The 17,088-nt window shown below is 66.9% G+C and carries 16 protein-coding genes; 14 read left to right on the top strand and 2 right to left on the bottom strand.

The window, feature by feature from the left end; translation table 11 throughout:
- Positions 1-302: 302 nt before the first annotated feature.
- A complete protein-coding gene (locus OHQ90_RS32490) occupies positions 303-1,220 on the bottom strand; it encodes an NmrA family NAD(P)-binding protein (RefSeq protein ID WP_328404034.1) in 918 nt (305 codons plus the stop codon).
- Between the two features lie 118 nt (positions 1,221-1,338).
- Between OHQ90_RS32490 and OHQ90_RS32485 the strand changes: the two genes are divergently transcribed.
- The gene (locus tag OHQ90_RS32485; protein WP_328404032.1) at positions 1,339-2,139 is read left to right on the top strand and encodes a TetR/AcrR family transcriptional regulator; all 801 of its coding nucleotides are present in this window, start codon (positions 1,339-1,341) and stop codon (positions 2,137-2,139) included.
- 299 nt (positions 2,140-2,438) lie between these two features.
- Here OHQ90_RS32485 and OHQ90_RS32480 read toward each other — a convergent pair whose 3' ends face one another.
- Positions 2,439-2,828, bottom strand: coding sequence for a DUF2237 family protein (locus tag OHQ90_RS32480; protein ID WP_328404030.1), 390 nt, complete (start codon positions 2,826-2,828; stop codon positions 2,439-2,441).
- Between the two features lie 119 nt (positions 2,829-2,947).
- Here OHQ90_RS32480 and ftsY point away from each other — a divergent pair, with 119 nt between their 5' ends.
- The 13 genes from ftsY to trmD all read left to right on the top strand — a co-directional run bounded on the left by ftsY (position 2,948) and on the right by trmD (position 16,993).
- On the top strand, positions 2,948-4,507 hold the full coding sequence (gene ftsY, locus OHQ90_RS32475; RefSeq protein ID WP_328404028.1) for a signal recognition particle-docking protein FtsY: 1,560 nt from the start codon (positions 2,948-2,950) through the stop codon (positions 4,505-4,507).
- Positions 4,508-4,764: 257 nt separating this feature from the next.
- The gene (locus tag OHQ90_RS32470) at positions 4,765-6,144 is read left to right on the top strand and encodes an ammonium transporter (protein WP_328404026.1); all 1,380 of its coding nucleotides are present in this window, start codon (positions 4,765-4,767) and stop codon (positions 6,142-6,144) included.
- 5 nt (positions 6,145-6,149) lie between these two features.
- Complete coding sequence (locus tag OHQ90_RS32465; protein ID WP_040780799.1) at positions 6,150-6,488, top strand: P-II family nitrogen regulator; 339 nt, start codon at positions 6,150-6,152, stop codon at positions 6,486-6,488.
- A 73-nt stretch (positions 6,489-6,561) separates the two neighbouring features.
- Positions 6,562-9,024, top strand: coding sequence for a [protein-PII] uridylyltransferase (locus OHQ90_RS32460; RefSeq protein ID WP_328404024.1), 2,463 nt, complete (start codon positions 6,562-6,564; stop codon positions 9,022-9,024).
- Between the two features lie 118 nt (positions 9,025-9,142).
- The gene (locus tag OHQ90_RS32455; RefSeq protein ID WP_328404022.1) at positions 9,143-9,457 is read left to right on the top strand and encodes a hypothetical protein; all 315 of its coding nucleotides are present in this window, start codon (positions 9,143-9,145) and stop codon (positions 9,455-9,457) included.
- Positions 9,458-9,577: 120 nt separating this feature from the next.
- On the top strand, positions 9,578-11,152 hold the full coding sequence (ffh, locus tag OHQ90_RS32450) for a signal recognition particle protein (RefSeq protein ID WP_328404020.1): 1,575 nt from the start codon (positions 9,578-9,580) through the stop codon (positions 11,150-11,152).
- Between the two features lie 226 nt (positions 11,153-11,378).
- Complete coding sequence (locus tag OHQ90_RS32445; protein WP_328404017.1) at positions 11,379-12,473, top strand: amidohydrolase family protein; 1,095 nt, start codon at positions 11,379-11,381, stop codon at positions 12,471-12,473.
- A gap of 247 nt (positions 12,474-12,720) precedes the next feature.
- Positions 12,721-13,704 carry an LLM class F420-dependent oxidoreductase gene (locus OHQ90_RS32440; protein ID WP_328404015.1) on the top strand — a complete coding sequence of 328 codons (984 nt, stop codon included), beginning with the start codon at positions 12,721-12,723 and terminating at the stop codon, positions 13,702-13,704.
- Between the two features lie 229 nt (positions 13,705-13,933).
- Positions 13,934-14,614, top strand: a complete 681-nt coding sequence (locus OHQ90_RS32435; RefSeq protein ID WP_442941516.1) for a class I SAM-dependent methyltransferase — start codon at positions 13,934-13,936, stop codon at positions 14,612-14,614.
- 421 nt (positions 14,615-15,035) lie between these two features.
- Entirely contained in the window at positions 15,036-15,470 is a 435-nt protein-coding gene (gene rpsP, locus OHQ90_RS32430) for a 30S ribosomal protein S16 (RefSeq protein ID WP_328404011.1), read from the top strand.
- Positions 15,470-15,712, top strand: a complete 243-nt coding sequence (locus OHQ90_RS32425; RefSeq protein ID WP_163822793.1) for an RNA-binding protein — start codon at positions 15,470-15,472, stop codon at positions 15,710-15,712. The genes rpsP and OHQ90_RS32425 overlap by 1 nt, the downstream gene beginning before the upstream one ends.
- Complete coding sequence (gene rimM, locus OHQ90_RS32420) at positions 15,713-16,237, top strand: ribosome maturation factor RimM (protein ID WP_328404007.1); 525 nt, start codon at positions 15,713-15,715, stop codon at positions 16,235-16,237.
- A 72-nt stretch (positions 16,238-16,309) separates the two neighbouring features.
- Positions 16,310-16,993 (top strand): tRNA (guanosine(37)-N1)-methyltransferase TrmD, encoded by a 684-nt coding sequence (gene trmD / locus OHQ90_RS32415; RefSeq protein ID WP_328404005.1) that lies wholly within the window; start codon positions 16,310-16,312, stop codon positions 16,991-16,993.
- Positions 16,994-17,088: the final 95 nt, after the last annotated feature.

Below are 17,088 nucleotides of genomic sequence, written 5' to 3'. Positions count from 1 at the left end.
GGCTGAATATCTCGTGTATCACCCAGGTCTTCAGGACCGAAGGCTCGAGACGGGTTTCAACCCACGGAGCGAATCGTGTCCGGCCGAAGCCTGCTCGATGCGCACGCCCCGCCGTGCCACTCGAACGATCGACTCGATCGGCCGGCCTTCGGCTGGCGCCACCAGCCCGGCAGTGCCACGAGCCCGTTGTGCCACCAGCCCGGCCGTGCTACCAGCCCGGTTGTGCCGCTGGACCGGCTGAACGGCACCCCAGCTGGCGCCACCAGCCCGGCTGCGCCACGTCCCGGCCGATGGCGTGGGCGTCAGTGCGTCGAACCCACCTGGTCGCTGTCCAGCTGCGCCTTGATTTTCGCGGCTCCGGTTGTGGCAAGCCAGGATTCGAAGGTTGTCAGCTCGGGGTAGATGTGCCGCAGCTGGGTAAGGTCGGCGTGCCAGCCGCCGGTCTCGCGGACCAGCCGCCACGTATTGCCGATCTGTTCGCCGATGGCGTCGGCCTCGGATTCGTCGAGCTCGTGGTAGCTGACCTGGTATCCGATGGCTGCGCTGATCAGCGCGACCGCTTTCGAGGGCGGGACTGCGTCGCTGGCCAGTTCGATGGTGCGGCCGTGCAGGCGGTCCGGGTCGGCAAAAGCGAGCGCGGCGAAGGCCGCGATATCGGCCAGTGCCACCACCTGCAGCGGCTGATCGGCAGGGAAGATGTGCTTGTGCACACCGTTGATGATGCCGTCTACCGGTGAGGTACGCAGCAGGTAGTTCTCCATGAACCGGACCGGTCGCAACAGGGTGTATCGCAGGCCGCTGGCTGCGACGGCGTCCTCGATGACTCGCTTTCCGTCTTGGCCCCAGGCGGAGTCTGCGCCCATCGAGGCGACGCCGGTGAACACGATCTGCTCGACATTCGCGCGCTTCGCCGCGTCCACCACCGCGAGGCCGCGTTCGGCCTCCATATCGGCATTCCACCCGCTCGGGCCGAAAGCCGCAGGGGGGATGAGGAATACGCCACGAACGCCGGCGACGGCGGCGGTCAACGTGCTCGGAGTGTCGAAGTCCGCGACTGCCAGTTCGGCGCCCGCGTCCGCAAGGGCGCGGGCTGCGGGTGCCGCGGGATCGCGCACCAGTGCACGCACCGGGACGCCGTCGGCCAGCAGTCGACGGGCGGTGGCGCCACCCTGCCTGCCGGTGCCGCCGGTGACAAGAATGGGGTACTGCTGAGGGGACATTCGTGCCTTCTCTGCTCGATCGAACTCTGCTCGATACATTCGGGTCGGACGACCCGTATTCGGACCATACGGGTGTATCGACCCGGTTGGCCAGGTCAGGAATGGAAGGCCGTAACGAATGTCTGCTCCGATATCACCGCTCAGCAGTGCGGCGCGGGCCGACGCCCGACGCAATCGCGCGCTCGTGCTGGCCGCCGCGCAACGGGCCTTCGCCGAGCAGGGCACCTCGGTGTCGCTGGCCGAGGTCGCGCGCAGGGCGGGGGTCGGCGCGGGCACGGTGTACCGACATTTCCCCACGAAAACTGATCTGCTGGAAGCGGTTATGCAGCAGCGCATCGACCGGCTCGCCACGTTGGCGGCCGATCATATCGACGCGCCGGACCCGGGTGCTGCCTTCTTTGCGGTATGCACCGAGGTGGTCTCCAGCGCCCCCGGAAGCCAGGCATTATGCGACATGGTCCAGTCCGGCGACGGATGGCCGAAAGCCCTGGTGCGCAGCGCGGGAGAGCGGTTCCATCAGTCACTCGGCGCGTTGTTGGCCGCCGCGCAACGGCAGGGCGCGGTCCGTGCCGACATCACCCTCGCCGACGTGCTCGACATCTTCACCGGATGTGTTGCCATCCAACGACATCAGCGCCCGGAGGGGGGCTTGGTCCGCGCTGCTGTGCTCGTGTTGGACGCGATGCGCGCACACCCCGGAACGCCCGTAACGAAACTCGACATCGAGCTGGGTCGCCGTAACGAAATTGTGGAACGTAACGAAACTGTCGACGCCTCCCGGTGCCCGATCTGCGACGCGGTCGTGCGGCATACCGGCACCGGCCGGCCGGCCCGCTACTGCTCCCCGGCTTGTCGCCAGAAGGCACACCGCCTACGCGCTACCCGCGCGGCATCGATTCGGGCCGGGGCCGCGCGCTGACCTGTTTCGAGCCCGCTCGGTACGGCCGCAGCGACGACGTGGCCGGACACCACCGCCCTCCGGGTCGGCCGCGACAGCCGGATCCTCGCCGCCGTCATACTGCTGCCCCTGTGCTGTGTGCATCATCACAATCGAAGCATGCGGTTTCGGCCACTTGTCGGCGGCGATCTTCGTCACACGCGTGGTGAGGCGACGTCGAGATTCTGCTCGAGCCGGTCCCGGATGCCGAAAGCGACGAGGTGGACGCTCGCTCGTGGACCACCCGAGCCCGCACTCGGATTGTCGCGCGGCAACGGACCTCAGAGTAGGTCGCTGACGTCGTCAGGCACGTCGACGGCGTATTTGCGCAGGATATCCATGGAGATCACTTCCAGCGCGTTCTCATGGGTGGCGGCCAGCACGATGGGTGCGGCGACACCGTCCTCGTGGGCGTGCAGCCAGCGCACGGCCACCACGCACCACCGGTCTCCGGGTTGCAGGCCCGGGAAGTTGTTCTCCGGGCGCGGCGTACTCAGATCGTTGCCGATGGACGCCTGGTGTTCGAGGAACTCGGCCGTGACGACAGTGCACACCGTGTGGCTGCCCAGATCCTCCGGCCCGGTACTGCAGCAGCCATCCCGGTAGAAGCCGGTGAGAGGATCGGTGCCGCACTCTTCCAGCGGCCCCCCAAGCACGTTTCGATCGGTCACGTCGACGATCCTATTGTCAGTTCGCGAGAAGTTCCGCAGGACAAGAAATCTCGGGGGTTGTGTGTCGGCGCCTGGGCGGCGTGGTAATGCAGACCAGGTGTTCTGCAAGGATGGTCCGCGTGAGTTCCGAAGCCTGGATCCTGATCGCCGCGGTTGCCGCCCTGCTGCTGGTGGTGTTTGTCGCCGGATTCGTCCTGTACAAACGCCGTCGCATCACACTGACGCCGCCCACCCCCGAGAAAGAACTGACCGATCGGTCCGGGGGCTATTCGGCGTCGGGCGGCTTCAACTTCAGCCAGGGCGGCACGGCCACCGCGACACGCCCCGAACCTGTGCCGATCGAGCGCACCGACACCGACGGGCAGCCGCATGTCGGTGACGATGCGGCGATTCCGCGCGACGCGCCCAAGCGCGGCATCACCAATGTTCCGCTGCCCGAGGGTGATGTCGACCTACTAGAGCCCGAATCGGCCGCGGCGGCCGAGCAGACCGCCGTCGAGGACGACTCGGCTCCTGCGGTGGTCGCGACGACATCGGTCGAATCGGATACCGCCATCGCAGCGCCGGAGGTAGAGGCGCCGACCGAGACCGCACCGACCGAGACCGCACCGACCGAGACCGCACCGACCGAGATCGCATCCACCGAGACCGCATCCACCGAGACCGTCGCACCCACCGACACCGCAGCGCCTGCCGTAACCACGGCCCAGCCCGACGCTGCCGCCCCGGCGGCCCCGGCTCCCACCCTCGACGAGATCGAGCCCACCGAAGGCCGCCTCGTCCGGCTGCGCGGACGGCTGTCGCGATCGCAGAACGCCGTCGGCAAGAGCCTGCTCGGCCTGCTCGGCGGCGGCGACCTCGACGACGACTCGTGGGAAGAGGTCGAGGACACCCTCGTGCTCGCCGATCTCGGCACCGCGAGCACCGCGGCGATCGTCACGCGGTTGCGCGAAGAGATGGCCGCGCGCAGCGTCCGCACCACCGACGAAGCCCGTGCTGTACTGCGTGAGGTGCTGATCGAGGCGCTGCGCCCGGAACTGGACCGTTCGATCCGCGTGCTGCCGCACGACGATCATCCGTCGATCCTGCTCGTCGTCGGGGTCAACGGCACCGGAAAGACCACCACCACCGGCAAACTCGCGCGAGTGCTCGTCGCCGACGGCCGACGCGTACTGCTCGGCGCCGCCGACACCTTCCGTGCCGCGGCCGCCGACCAGTTGCAGACCTGGGGCGAGCGGGTCGGCGCCGACACCGTGCGCGGGCGCGAGGGCGCCGATCCGGCGGCGGTCGCGTTCGATGCGGTCAGCGCGGGCATCGACCGCGGCGTCGACGTGGTGATGATCGACACCGCGGGACGGCTGCACACCAAGACCGGCCTGATGGACGAGCTGGGCAAGGTCAAGCGTGTGGTGGAGAAGAAGGCGGCAGTCGACGAGGTGTTGCTGGTGCTCGACTCCACCGTCGGGCAGAACGGGCTGATGCAGGCAAGGGTCTTCGCCGAGGTGGTCGATATCAGCGGTGTCGTGCTCACCAAGCTGGACGGAACGGCCAAGGGCGGCATCGTCTTCCAGGTGCAGCACGAACTCGGTGTGCCGGTGAAGCTGGTCGGACTCGGCGAGGGCGCCGACGACTTGGCTCCCTTCGAACCGGGCGCTTTCGTCGACGCACTGCTCGGCTGAGCGGCGAATCAAGTCGGCCGAGCGGAAGATTTGCCAGACCTACCCATCGGTAACCGAATGTCCTGATCCTCCGACACGCATCTCACAACAGGGCAAAACGTCCGGTTTGCATCGCGAAACGTGTTAGCAACACAACTGCGTCATGCGTTCACCTGGGTGAAACACGACAGCGCCGCGAATGAAACACCGAATGAGGACCCTTTCGTTCAGGTCCATTTGCCGGAGTCGGCTGGGCCCGAGATGAGGAGGACATTAAGGTGGCATTTCCCCTTACCGGTGCACCGGACACCGGTGACACCGCATGGATGCTGGCAAGTTCAGCACTCGTGCTGTTGATGACGCCGGGTCTGGCATTTTTCTACGGCGGCATGGTGCGTTCCAAGAACGTGCTGAACATGATCATGATGAGCATCAGCGCAATGGGCCTCGTCGGCGTGTTGTGGTCGCTGTACGGATACTCGACGGCCTTCGGCGACAACAAATTCGGCGTGATCGGTGATCCCGCACAGTTCTTCGGACTGAAGGGCCTGATCGGCGGCAACGCCGTTGCCGAGGTCAAGGACGCCGGCGGCGCGGTCACCACCGCGGCCGTGAACATTCCGCTCGCGGGCACGATTCCGATGAGCGTGTTCGTTGCGTTCCAGTTGATGTTCGCGATCATCACGGTTGCCCTCATCTCGGGTGCAGTTGCTGACCGGCTGAAGTTCGGTGCCTGGCTTTTGTTCGCGGGTATCTGGGTGACGGTCGTGTACTTCCCGGTCGCGCACTGGGTATTCGATTTCGATGTGAAGGACGCCGACGGCACTGTTGTGCACGAAGGCGGCTGGATTGCCAATAAACTCCTCGCGGTCGACTTTGCCGGTGGCACCGCGGTCCACATCAATGCCGGTGCGGCCGGCCTGGCGCTGGTCCTCGTGCTCGGTAAGCGCAAGGGCTGGCCGACCACGCCGTTCCGTCCGCACAACCTGCCGTTCGTCATGCTCGGCGCCGGTCTGCTGTGGTTCGGCTGGTTCGGCTTCAACGCGGGCTCCGCGGTCACCTCGGGTGGTCTCGCCGGTTCCACCTTCATCACCACCACCTTCGCCACCTGTGCTGCGATGCTGGCCTGGCTGCTCGTGGAGAAGTTCCGTGACGGCAAGCCCACCTCGCTGGGCGCGGCCTCGGGCATCGTGGCCGGTCTGGTCGCCATTACCCCGTCCTGCTCCTCGGTCAACGTGCTCGGCGCGCTGATCATCGGTGCGGTCGCGGGTGCACTGTGTGCACTGGCGGTCGGCCTGAAGTTCAAGTTCGGCTTCGACGACTCGCTCGACGTGGTCGGTGTCCACCTGGTCGGCGGCATTGTCGGCACCCTGATGATCGGCCTGGTCGCCGCTCCGGAAACCGGCGCGGCCAAGACCGGCCTGTTCTACGGCGGCGGTCTCGATCAGCTCTGGCGGCAGGCGGTGGGCGCGGGCGTTGTCTTGGCCTTCTCCTTCATCGCGACGCTGGTCATTGCCTATATCGTGAAGTTCACCATTGGGCTGCGCGCCAGCGAGGAAGCCGAGGCGGTGGGCATGGACGAGTCCGAGCACGCTGAAACGGCATACGATTTCGCTGCTGTGGGTGGCACGGCACGTACGGCCGTCAAGGAGGCATGACGACAATGAAACTGATCACCGCAATTGTCAAACCGTTCACTCTCGAGGACGTCAAGACCGGACTCGAGCAGGCGGGTGTACTCGGGATGACCGTCAGCGAGGTGCAGGGCTACGGCCGCCAGAAGGGCCACACCGAGGTCTACCGCGGTGCCGAGTACTCCGTGGATTTCGTTCCGAAGGTTCGGGTCGAGGTCGTTGTGGACGACGCCTCGGTCGACAAGGTAGTCGAGGTGATCGTCGAGGCCTCTCGCACCGGAAAGATCGGCGACGGCAAGGTCTGGGTCACGCCGGTGGAATCGATCATCCGGGTCAGGACCGGCGAACGCGGTACCGACGCTCTGTAAAACGGAAAATCGAATCGAGCGGCGGCCCCGCTCCCACCGGATTGCCCGGTCGGGGCGGGGCCGCACGTATTGAATGGGCGGTGGGTTTGTGGCTAGTCAGGACGCCAAAGACGGAAAAGTTTCCAACGGTGCGGCAGATCTGGTCCGCGCTCGGACCCAATTGCTCGACGGCGGGCTGCCCCGCAATCCCCGACTCGATGCCGAATCACTGCGGCTGGCGTTGGTCGACTTGTTCGAACTCTGGCTTTCGAGTAAAGGCGCCGAACTCGGTATCACCGCGGATAGTGGACTGGCCGTTGTGGCGGTCGGCGGCCTCGGCCGTAAGGAAATGCTGCCGTATTCCGACCTGGATCTGGTGCTCTTGCACGATGATGTCGACCCGGCCCGGGTCGCCGAGGTCGCCGATAAACTCTGGTATCCGTTGTGGGACGCCCACATCAAGCTCGACCACAGCGTGCGGACCGTCCCGCAGGCACTGCGGGTCGCCTCCGATGATCTGATCGCCGCGCTCGGCATGCTCGAGGCCAGGCACATTGTCGGCGACGCGGAATTGAGCAACCTACTCATCGGCGGGGTGCGCCGCGAATGGCGGACCGGGATCCGTTCCCGGTTCGACGAATTGATCGCGCAGGCCGAAGCCAGATGGCAGCGCAGCGGCGAAATCGCGCATCGTGCCGAGCCCGACCTGAAGAACGGCCGCGGTGGCCTCCGCGACATCCAACTGCTCGACGCGTTGTCGATCGCCCAACTGACCGACGCCATGCCGGGGCTCGGTCCCGAGGTACCAGGTGGTGGATTCAAACAGGCGCATCGTCGTTTGCTGGATGTTCGCACGGAGCTGCATCGGGTGGCGGGTCGGGCTCGCGACCAGCTGCGTGCGCAGGACGCCGACGAGATCGGCGGCGCGCTGCGGATCGGTGATCGCTTCGATCTTGCTCGCACACTGAGCGATTCCGCGCGGACGGTGAGTTACTCCGTCGATGTCGGGCTGCGGACCGCCGCCAATGCGCTGCCACGGCGCGGCCTCGCCCGATTGCGGCGGATGCCGGTGCGGCGACCACTCGATGAGGGGGTGGTCGAGCACGCGGGCGAGGTCGTGCTGGCCCGGGACGCGCGGCCGCAGCGCGATCCCGGGCTCATTCTGCGGGTGGCCGCGGCCTCGGCGCAGACGATGCTGCCGATGTCGGCCACCACGCTGAACCGGCTCTCCGAAGACGCGCCGGAACTGCGCGAGCCTTGGCCCAAGGACGCGCTCAACGACCTGCTCGTCCTGCTGGGCACCGGGCGCGGTGTTATCGACGCGATCGAGGCGCTGGACCGAACGGGCTTGTGGGGCAGGCTACTTCCCGAATGGGGTGCCGTGCGCGACCTGCCGCCGCGCGACGCCATGCACACCTGGACCGTCGATCGACACCTGATGGAGACGGTCGCCTACTCGAGCGCGCTCAGCACCAGGGTTGCTCGCCCCGACCTGCTTTTGCTCGGTGCGCTGCTGCACGACATCGGCAAGGGCCGGGCCGGCGATCACAGTGTCGTCGGCGCCGAACTGGCCACCCACATCGGCCGCAGGCTGGGCCTGTGGCCCTCCGACGTGCGGACACTCAGCGCCATCGTGCGTAACCACCTGCTGTTGCCCGACACCGCGACCCGCCGCGATCTCGCCGATCCCGACACGGTGCGGTTCGTTGTCGACGCGCTCGGTGGCGATGTGCAGCTGCTCGAGCTGCTGCACACCCTTGCCGAGGCCGACTCGCTGGCCACCGGACCCGGTGTCTGGGGTGACTGGAAGGCCTCGCTGATCGGCGAACTCGTCCGCCGCTGCCGCCTCGTCATGGCGGGTGAACAGCTGCCGACACCCGAACCGATCGCGTCGGAGCTGCTCGCCAAGGCCGCGGCGGGCGGGGTGCACGTCGATCTGCGGCCAGGCGAGGGCAAATACACCTACACCGTTACTGTCATCGCGCCCGACGCTTCCGGCCTGCTTTCGGATGCCGCCGGTGTGCTGGCGTTGCACTCGCTGCGGGTGCTCTCGGCGGCCCTCGGCGGTGAAGGTGCTTCGGCCGTCAACACTTTCGTGGTGTCGCCCAAGTTCGGTGACCCGCCGGATGCGGGGCTGTTGCGGCAGGAGCTGATCCGCGCCATTGCGGGCGATCTCGACTTGCCTGCGCTGCTTGCCAAACGGGAACGCGAAGCCACTGGAGTGGGCCCGAGCCGGTACGCGCAGGCCCAACCGCGGCTGATCTGGTCGGAGACTTCGGCGCCTGGCCAGGTAATCCTCGAGTTGCGTGCCGAGGACCGGATCGGCCTGCTGAGCCGGCTGGCCGCCGCGCTGTCCGGTTGCGGGGCCGAGGTACGCTGGGCAAAGGTGGTCACGATGGGTTCCGCGGTGGTTGATGCCTTCTGCCTCGATCTCGGCCCCGACGATGGTCCCGGCCGTCGCGAAGCCATCGAAAAGGCCATTATGGGCGTCGTTCCCCGGCCTGCGCCGAAGCCGCCCGAGGGCGTTGGTCCGCCTGGTTCCGGGAGCGGCTCCTGACACGATCGACCGAATAACTAAACTGTTGCGCGCGATTTGCTGGAAGTTATATGCGGGGCGGTTGGTGAGCCCTAATATCAGAGCGTCTGGCTGTCGCGAGCATGAGGGGAGCAGGTCGGTGGCAATTGAAGTCGTTTCAGCGTCGATGATGACGAGTGACGAGACCACGCACATGGCACGGTGTGTCGGCGGCGACCGGTGGGTCGTCTCCTGGCTGCCCGGCCGGACGCTCACCGGCCAGCAGGCGGTGACGGCGATGACGATTGCCACCACGGTAGAGGCGCACGACGAGCCGACCGACGCCGCATGGGCCATGCTCGACGATCTGGCCCTCGACCTGGGTCTGACGGCCCGCGAGGCGGTCTACATGGTGGCCATCGAGAATCACGACTATCGCAAGACGGCCAAACCGCGCCACCGTACTCTCGAATAACCGTTCCTCGAATAGCAGAGCTCTTCTACCTCGAAGGACACACCGCCTGCGCGAACACGTGGGCGGCCCCATTACCCTGGGATACCAAAGTGACGTCCCTCGAGATCAGGAGCGCGATCGGTGTTCGAATCCCTGTCCGACCGGCTTACCGGTGCCCTCAAGGATCTTCGCGGTAAGGGGCGTCTGTCACCGGCCGACATCGACGCCACCGCTCGCGAGATCCGTCTTGCTCTGCTCGAGGCGGACGTCGCGCTGCCCGTCGTTCGCGGTTTCATCGCGAAGATCAAGGAACGGGCCAAAGGCGCTGAGGTGTCCGCGGCGCTCAATCCCGCGCAGCAGGTCGTCAAGATCGTCAACGAGGAGCTCGTCGGCATCCTCGGCGGTGAGACCCGCCGGCTGACCCTCGCCAAGAATCCGCCGACGGTGATCATGCTCGCCGGTCTGCAGGGTGCCGGTAAGACGACCCTTGCGGGCAAGCTCGCGAAATGGCTGAAAGGCCAAGGGCATCAGCCGTTGCTGGTGGCCTGCGACCTACAGCGCCCCGGCGCAGTCACCCAGTTGCAGGTGGTCGGCGAGCGTGCGGGCGTGCCCGTGTTCGCGCCACACCCCGGCACCTCGATCGGGGGCGGCGAGAACGCACTCGGTGTCTCGGCCGCCGATCCTGTGGCGGTGGCCGAGTCCGGTATCGCGGAGGCGCGCAGCAAGCAGTACGACGTTGTCATCGTCGACACCGCGGGCCGTCTCGGTATAGATGCCGAGCTGATGGCGCAGGCGGCAGGTATCCGGGACGCGGTGCAGCCGGACGAGACGCTGTTCGTGCTCGACGCCATGATCGGCCAGGACGCGGTCAATACGGCGGAGGCCTTCCGCGACGGCGTCGGCTTCACCGGCGTCGTGCTCACCAAGCTCGACGGCGACGCCCGCGGTGGTGCGGCACTGTCGGTGCGCAATGTGACCGGCGCGCCGATCATGTTCGCCTCCACCGGTGAGAAGCTCGAAGACTTCGACGTTTTTCATCCCGACCGGATGGCCAGCCGCATCCTCGGTATGGGCGATGTGCTCACCCTGATCGAGCAGGCCGAGCAGGTCTACGACGCGCAGCAGGCCGAAGACGCCGCCCGCAAGATCGGCAGCGGTGAGCTGACCCTCGAGGACTTCCTCGACCAGATGCTGGCCATCCGCAAGATGGGTCCCATCGGCAACCTGCTCGGCATGCTGCCGGGAGCGGGCCAGATGAAGGACGCGCTGGCCCAGATCGACGACAAGCAGCTCGACCGGGTCCAGGCGATCATCCGTGGCATGACCCCCGCCGAGCGGGACAACCCGAAGATCATCAACGCCTCCCGTAGGCTGCGCATCGCCAACGGCTCGGGTGTCCAGGTCTCCGAGGTCAACCAGCTCGTCGACCGTTTCTTCGAGGCCAGGAAGATGATGGCCGCGATGGGCCGTCAGATGGGCATGCCCGGAGCGCGGCGCGCCAATGCCAAGAAGGGCAAAAAGGGCAAGAAGGGCGGCCGCGGACCGACGCCGCCGAAGATGCGCGGTGGTTTCCCCGGCCTGCCCGCCGGCATGCCGGGAATGCCCGGCATGCCACCCGGGATGCCGGATCTGTCGGGCATGCCCGCCGGACTCGACCAGCTGCCTCCGGGCCTGGAGGGCATCGACCTTTCGCAGCTCAAGTTCCCCAAGAAGTAGGCAACCAGGCTGCAGGTCTTGGTGCGCCGCATGCGATTTCGCGTGCGGCGCACTGCTGTTTCGGGGTGCTCGACCGCACTGCTGCACTGCGGTGGCTGCCGCGCGAGGGTGGGCTCGACGTACGCCCGACCGGACTGCACGCATAAAGAGTCCCCTCGCTCGAGGGTGACTGTCCTGGGGCCTGGACAGTAGGTTGGAGGCAGCCGTCGACGTCCGGGAGGTAGCTGTGCATCTGCGAGGTGTGGTTCTCCCCGATGACGTGGTGCGCGATCTGTGGGTGCGCGACGGGCTGGTGTCGTTCGAACCGGTGCCCGGTGCCGAAACACTGTGCGGCTCAGGATGGATCGTGCCGGGGCTGGTCGACGCGCACTGCCACGTCGGTATCCGGTACGGCGGGGGAGCGGAGGACCGGGACGGCGCGATCGCGCAGGCCGAGACCGAACGCGATGTCGGTGCGCTGCTGCTGCGCGATGCCGGGTCGCCGATCGACACCCATTTCATCGACGACCACGAGGACTTGCCGCGGATCATCCGAGCGGGTCGCCACATCGCCCGCCCGCGCCGCTACGTCCGCGAACTCGGCATCGAACTCGACGACGAGCGCGACCTGCCCGAGATCATCGCCGAGCAGGCCCGATTCGGTGACGGTTGGGTGAAGATCGTCGGCGACTGGATCGATCGCTCCGTCGGCGACCTGCGGCCACTGTGGAGCGACGCCATCCTGAAGGAAGCCATCGATGCCGCGCACGCCAACGGCGCCCGCGTCACCGCACATGTCTTCGGCGAGGACGCTCTGCCCGGCCTGATCAATGCGGGCATCGACTGCCTCGAACACGGCACCGGCCTCACCGACGACACCATCGCGCTGATGGTCGAGCACGGCACCGCCCTCGTCCCCACCCTCGTCAACATCGATACCTTCCCGGAGATTGCCGACAACGCGGCCAAATTCCCCACCTACGCCGCCCACATGCGCGATCTCCACCGCCGCGTCCGCACCACCGTCGCCAATGCGCACGACGCGGGCGTTCCGATCTTCGCGGGCACCGACGCGGGCGGTTCCATCCGGCACGGCCGCATCGCCGACGAAATCACGGCCCTGTCCGGGGCCGGGCTCTCCACCCACGATGCCCTCGGCGCCGCCTCGTGGAATGCGCGTGCTTGGCTGCGCCGCCCCGGCATCGAGCACGGTGCGCCCGCGGACTTTGTTGTCTATCCGGACGACCCTCGCGTCACCCCGGCTGTCCTCACCGAGCCCTACGCAGTGGTCCTGCGTGGACGGGTCGTGAAGACCCGGAATCCAGTGACCGGACATCGTTGAACGTCGACCCGAGGTAGGCCCGCAACCCAGCGCCCGATCCGCGTTCTCACCGAGTTGGTGCGGTCCGACGGATTAGTACGTCCCGCCAGGTCGGCGCGTCCCGGCCAGGTCGGCGCTTTGCTGGGTTTGTGTTCCAATGGAGTCTCTCGTGGCGGCCCGGACGATGGTGGCGAGGTCGGGCTTCGGTGTGGCCGCGGTCGGGCGATCAACCGGAAAACGAGAGGTCGAGGGCGTAGGGTCGATCGATGTGACCATTCGCCTCGGTTATCAGATGCCCAACTTCAGTTATGGCCGGTCGGTGCGGGAGTTGTTCCCGACCGTTATCGCGCAGGCCAGGGAGGCCGAAGCCGCGGGCTTCGACACCGTCTTCGTGATGGACCACTTCTATCAGCTGCCCGGTCTCGGCGCGCCGGATGCGCCGATGCTCGAGTCCTACACCGCGCTGGGTGCGCTGGCCACGGCGACCGAGCGAATTCAGTTGTCGGCGTTGGTCACCGGCAACACCTATCGCAATCCTGCGCTGCTCGCGAAGACCGTCACGACGCTCGACGTCGTGAGCGGTGGCCGGGCGGTGCTCGGGATCGGCGCGGGTTGGTTCGAGCTCGAGCACCAGTCCTACGGTTTCGAATTCGGTACCTTCACCGAACGTTTCGAGCGGCTCGATGAAGCGCTGCAGATCATCCACCCGATGCTGCGCGGCGAACACCCGACCTTCCGGGGCAAGTGGTACCACACCGAGAAGGCCATGAACGAGCCGAGGATTCGCGACGATCTGCCGATCCTGCTCGGTGGCGGCGGTGAGAAGAAGACCTTCGGTCTCGCCGCTCGCTACGCCGATCACCTCAACATCATCTGCAATGCCTCCGAGTTGCCCCGCAAGATTGCGGCATTGCACGAACGCTGCACCGAAATCGGACGTGACCCGAAGACATTGGAAGTCAGCTACCTGTGCTTCCTGATGATCGATGAGGACGGCGATCGGGTGCGCAAACAGCAGCAGGACATGATGCGCGGGATGGGTGTCGACCTATCGACCCTCTCCGAGCAGGAGCGCAGGCAAACTCCCGCCGACCGCCAATTCGTAGGCACACCAGCCGAAGTCGCCGAACAACTGCAATCGAGGGTGCTCGATCACGGTGTCCAGGGACTCATCGTCAATATGGTCACCAACGGCCACGAGCCCGGTGCGGTCGCTCTCGCCGGGCGCACCTTGGCGCCACTGGTCGACTGACCACTTCGCCACCGGGTAGCCGACGCGCCGATCGGTGCGAACGACGGCCGACGAGCGCGTCGCGGGAATACCCTCGGCGCGTGACGATGTGGTGTGTTGCCGGTGCTCGCCATCCCGCGGATCGCCGCCGCGAAACCCTCGGGTCAGCACTGGTGCTGTGCCTCGAAAGGATTGGTCGGTGGCGGTGAAGCGGGCGTCCTACGGTGTCGATGCGCCGTTTGTGTTGTTCATGCTCGCCGCGATCGCGGGTGTGTACGCCGTCACGACGGTCGTTGTCGGATACGCCCAGCATGTGGGCTGGATCTGGGTCTGGCTGCTGATCACCGCCGCGATGGCCGCGCAATTCGCGCTGTATCTGCACGCGACTCGGCGCGGCAAATTCCAGGTCTGGGATCGGCTGCTCGACGAGCTCGACCTACGTGGTGACGAGTTGCTGCTCGATATGGGCTGCGGCCGCGGCGCGGTGCTGCTCGCGGGGGCCCGCCGACTGCCCGACGGTCACGCCGTCGGCGTCGACCTGTGGCGATCGGTCGATCAGTCCGGGAACAGCGCGGCCACCACCGAATGGAACGCGGCAGCCGAAGGTGTTGCCGATCGCGTCCAGCTGCACACCGGCGACATGACCGAGTTGCCGTTCGCGGACGGCGACTTCGACGTGGTGGTCTCCAGCCTGGCCATCCACAACATCAAAACCGCCGCAGGCCGTGCCGCCGCGGTTCGCGAGGCGTTCCGAGTCCTGCGCCCCGGTGGCCGCCTCGTCATCGCCGACATCGCCAAGGCCCGCGAATACGCGGCGGTACTCACCGACCTCGGCGCGGTGGGGGTCGGTGTCGTGCCGCTCGGCTGGCGGATGTGGTGGGGCGGGCCGTGGATGTCCACAGGCGCTGTCACCGCCAGCGCCCCCAGGTGACCCAGCGATGAATTCCGGCGGCCGGCTGTGTCTACGTCCACAGACCTAGTGCCGAATTGGGAAGTCGGAAGATGCGGGGATAGCCGACCTCCGCCTCGTAGCAGCCCGTCCCTTCCGCTCCGGCGTCGTCCTCCTCCGCCACCGAACCCACTGAACCGCCCGTGAGCGGCACCTGACCGCGGCAAACGCCGCGACCGGCTGCCCACCACGTGCCGCGTACCGCGGTGTCGAGGCTCGGGAGGCGATTTCGGGGGAGGCGGGGGTGTCTGGCACAATGGACCACCGTCCTTCCTGGACAGTGTCAGCCCGTCTCCGGTTACGTGCCGCGCGGCGGTCACACACTCCATGCGCAAAACCGGGCTCGCAGACCATGCGGGTCGCTGAATTGCGCCGTGACCACACTATGAAAGGCAATCAGCACATGGCTGTCCGCATCAAGCTCACCCGCCTCGGCAAGATCCGCAACCCGCAGTACCGCGTGGTCATCGCGGACGCCCGCACCCGTCGTGACGGTCGCGCCATCGAGAACGTCGGCAAGTACCACCCGAAGGAAGAGCCGTCGCTGATCGAGATCGACTCCGAGCGCGTGCAGTACTGGCTCGGTGTCGGCGCGCAGCCGACCGAGGCCGTGCAGCGTCTGCTGGAGATCACCGGTGACTGGCAGAAGTTCAAGGGCCTGCCCGGCGCCGAGGGCACGCTGAAGGTCAAGGCTCCGAAGACCTCCAAGCTGGACCTGTTCAACGCCGCGCTGGCCGCTGCCGACAACGAGCCGGTCGCCGACGCCGTCACCCCCAAGAAGAAGGCCGCCAAGAAGGACGAGGCCGCTGAGGTGCCCGCCACCGAGGCCGCCGAGTAATGAGTGCAGTCGTCGCCGATGCCGTCGAACATCTGGTTCGCGGCATTGTCGCCAATCCCGATGACGTCCGTGTCGAGCTGATCACCGGCCGTCGCGGACGCACCGTCGAGGTCCATGTCCATCCCGAGGATCTCGGCAAGGTGATCGGGCGCGGCGGTCGCACCGCAACCGCGCTGCGCACCCTTGTCGCCGGTATCGGCGGCCGGGGTATCCGGGTCGACGTGGTCGACACCGACGCCTAGATGGAACTCGTCGTAGGGCGGGTCGCCAAGTCGCACGGTGTGCGTGGCGAACTCGTCGTCGAGGTCCGCACCGACGAACCCGAGGCACGTTTCGCTCCGGGCACCACACTGCGTGGCCGTCTGGCGCGATCCAAAGAAGTCCGTGACTTCACCGTGGAGTCGGCCCGAGAGCATTCGGGCCGGCTTCTCGTGCATGTCGCCGGCGTCGCCGACCGCACCGCCGCCGACGCGCTGCGCGGCACGCTGTTCTTCGTCGACAGCGCCGACCTGCCGCCGTCGGAGGATTCGGACGAGTACTACGACCACGAGCTGGAGGGGCTGACCGTCCAGCTCACCGACGGCACCGTCGTCGGCAAGGTCACCGAGGTGCTGCATTCCGCTGCGGGTGAACTGCTTTCGGTGCGCGCCGCCGAAGACGACAGGGAGATCCTGATCCCGTTCGTCAATGCCATCGTGCCCACGGTGTCGCTGGCCGACGGTCTCGTCGTCATCGATCCACCCGAAGGTCTCCTCGATCCGGAATGAAGGCGGGATGAGACACAGTCACCCAGTGCTCGTGCCGCCGCGGTGTGGGAACTCCCGTGCCGTGGGGTCAGCATGAAACTCGATGTCGTCACGATCTTTCCGGAGTATCTGGAGCCGTTGCGCACCGCGTTGCTCGGCAAGGCGATCGACAAGGGCCTGATCTCCCTCGGTGTGCACGATCTGCGCCGCTGGACGCACGACGTGCACAAGTCCGTCGACGATTCCCCCTACGGCGGTGGGCCCGGCATGGTCATGAAGCCGACCATCTGGGGCGACGCCCTGGACGAGGTCTGCCCCGACGACGCGCTGCTGGTCGTGCCTACTCCCGCCGGTGTCCCGTTCACTCAGGCGACCGCGCAGCGCTGGGCCACCGAGCAGCACCTCGTCTTCGCCTGTGGCCGTTATGAAGGCATCGACCAACGCGTCTTAGATGACGCGGCCCGCCGGGTGCGCGTCGAGGAGGTCAGCATCGGCGACTACGTCCTGATCGGCGGCGAGGCCGCCGTCCTCGTCATGACCGAGGCGGTCGTGCGTCTGCTGCCCGGCGTTCTGGGCAATCAGCAATCACACCAAGAGGATTCGTTCTCCGACGGCCTCCTGGAAGGCCCGAGCTACACCCGCCCGGTGAGCTGGCGCGGACTGGAAGTTCCGCCGATCCTGCTGTCCGGCGACCACGCCAAGGTTGCGGCGTGGCGCCATGAGCAGTCACTCGAACGTACTCGCGCGCGGCGCCCGGATCTGTTGCCGCCGGACTGATTTCGCGCCCCTTGCTGCCGCGATGTCGGTGCGTCGACCCGGCAACAGGTCGACTACCGCGCCGGTGCAGGTGATCCGGGTCGGTCACCGGCGAT

The organism is Nocardia sp. NBC_00403, assembly GCF_036046055.1.
Taxonomy (GTDB): Bacteria; Actinomycetota; Actinomycetes; order Mycobacteriales; family Mycobacteriaceae; genus Nocardia.
The sequence above is the reverse complement of the archived record's forward strand: the minus strand, read 5'-3'. Positions and strand labels throughout refer to the sequence as shown.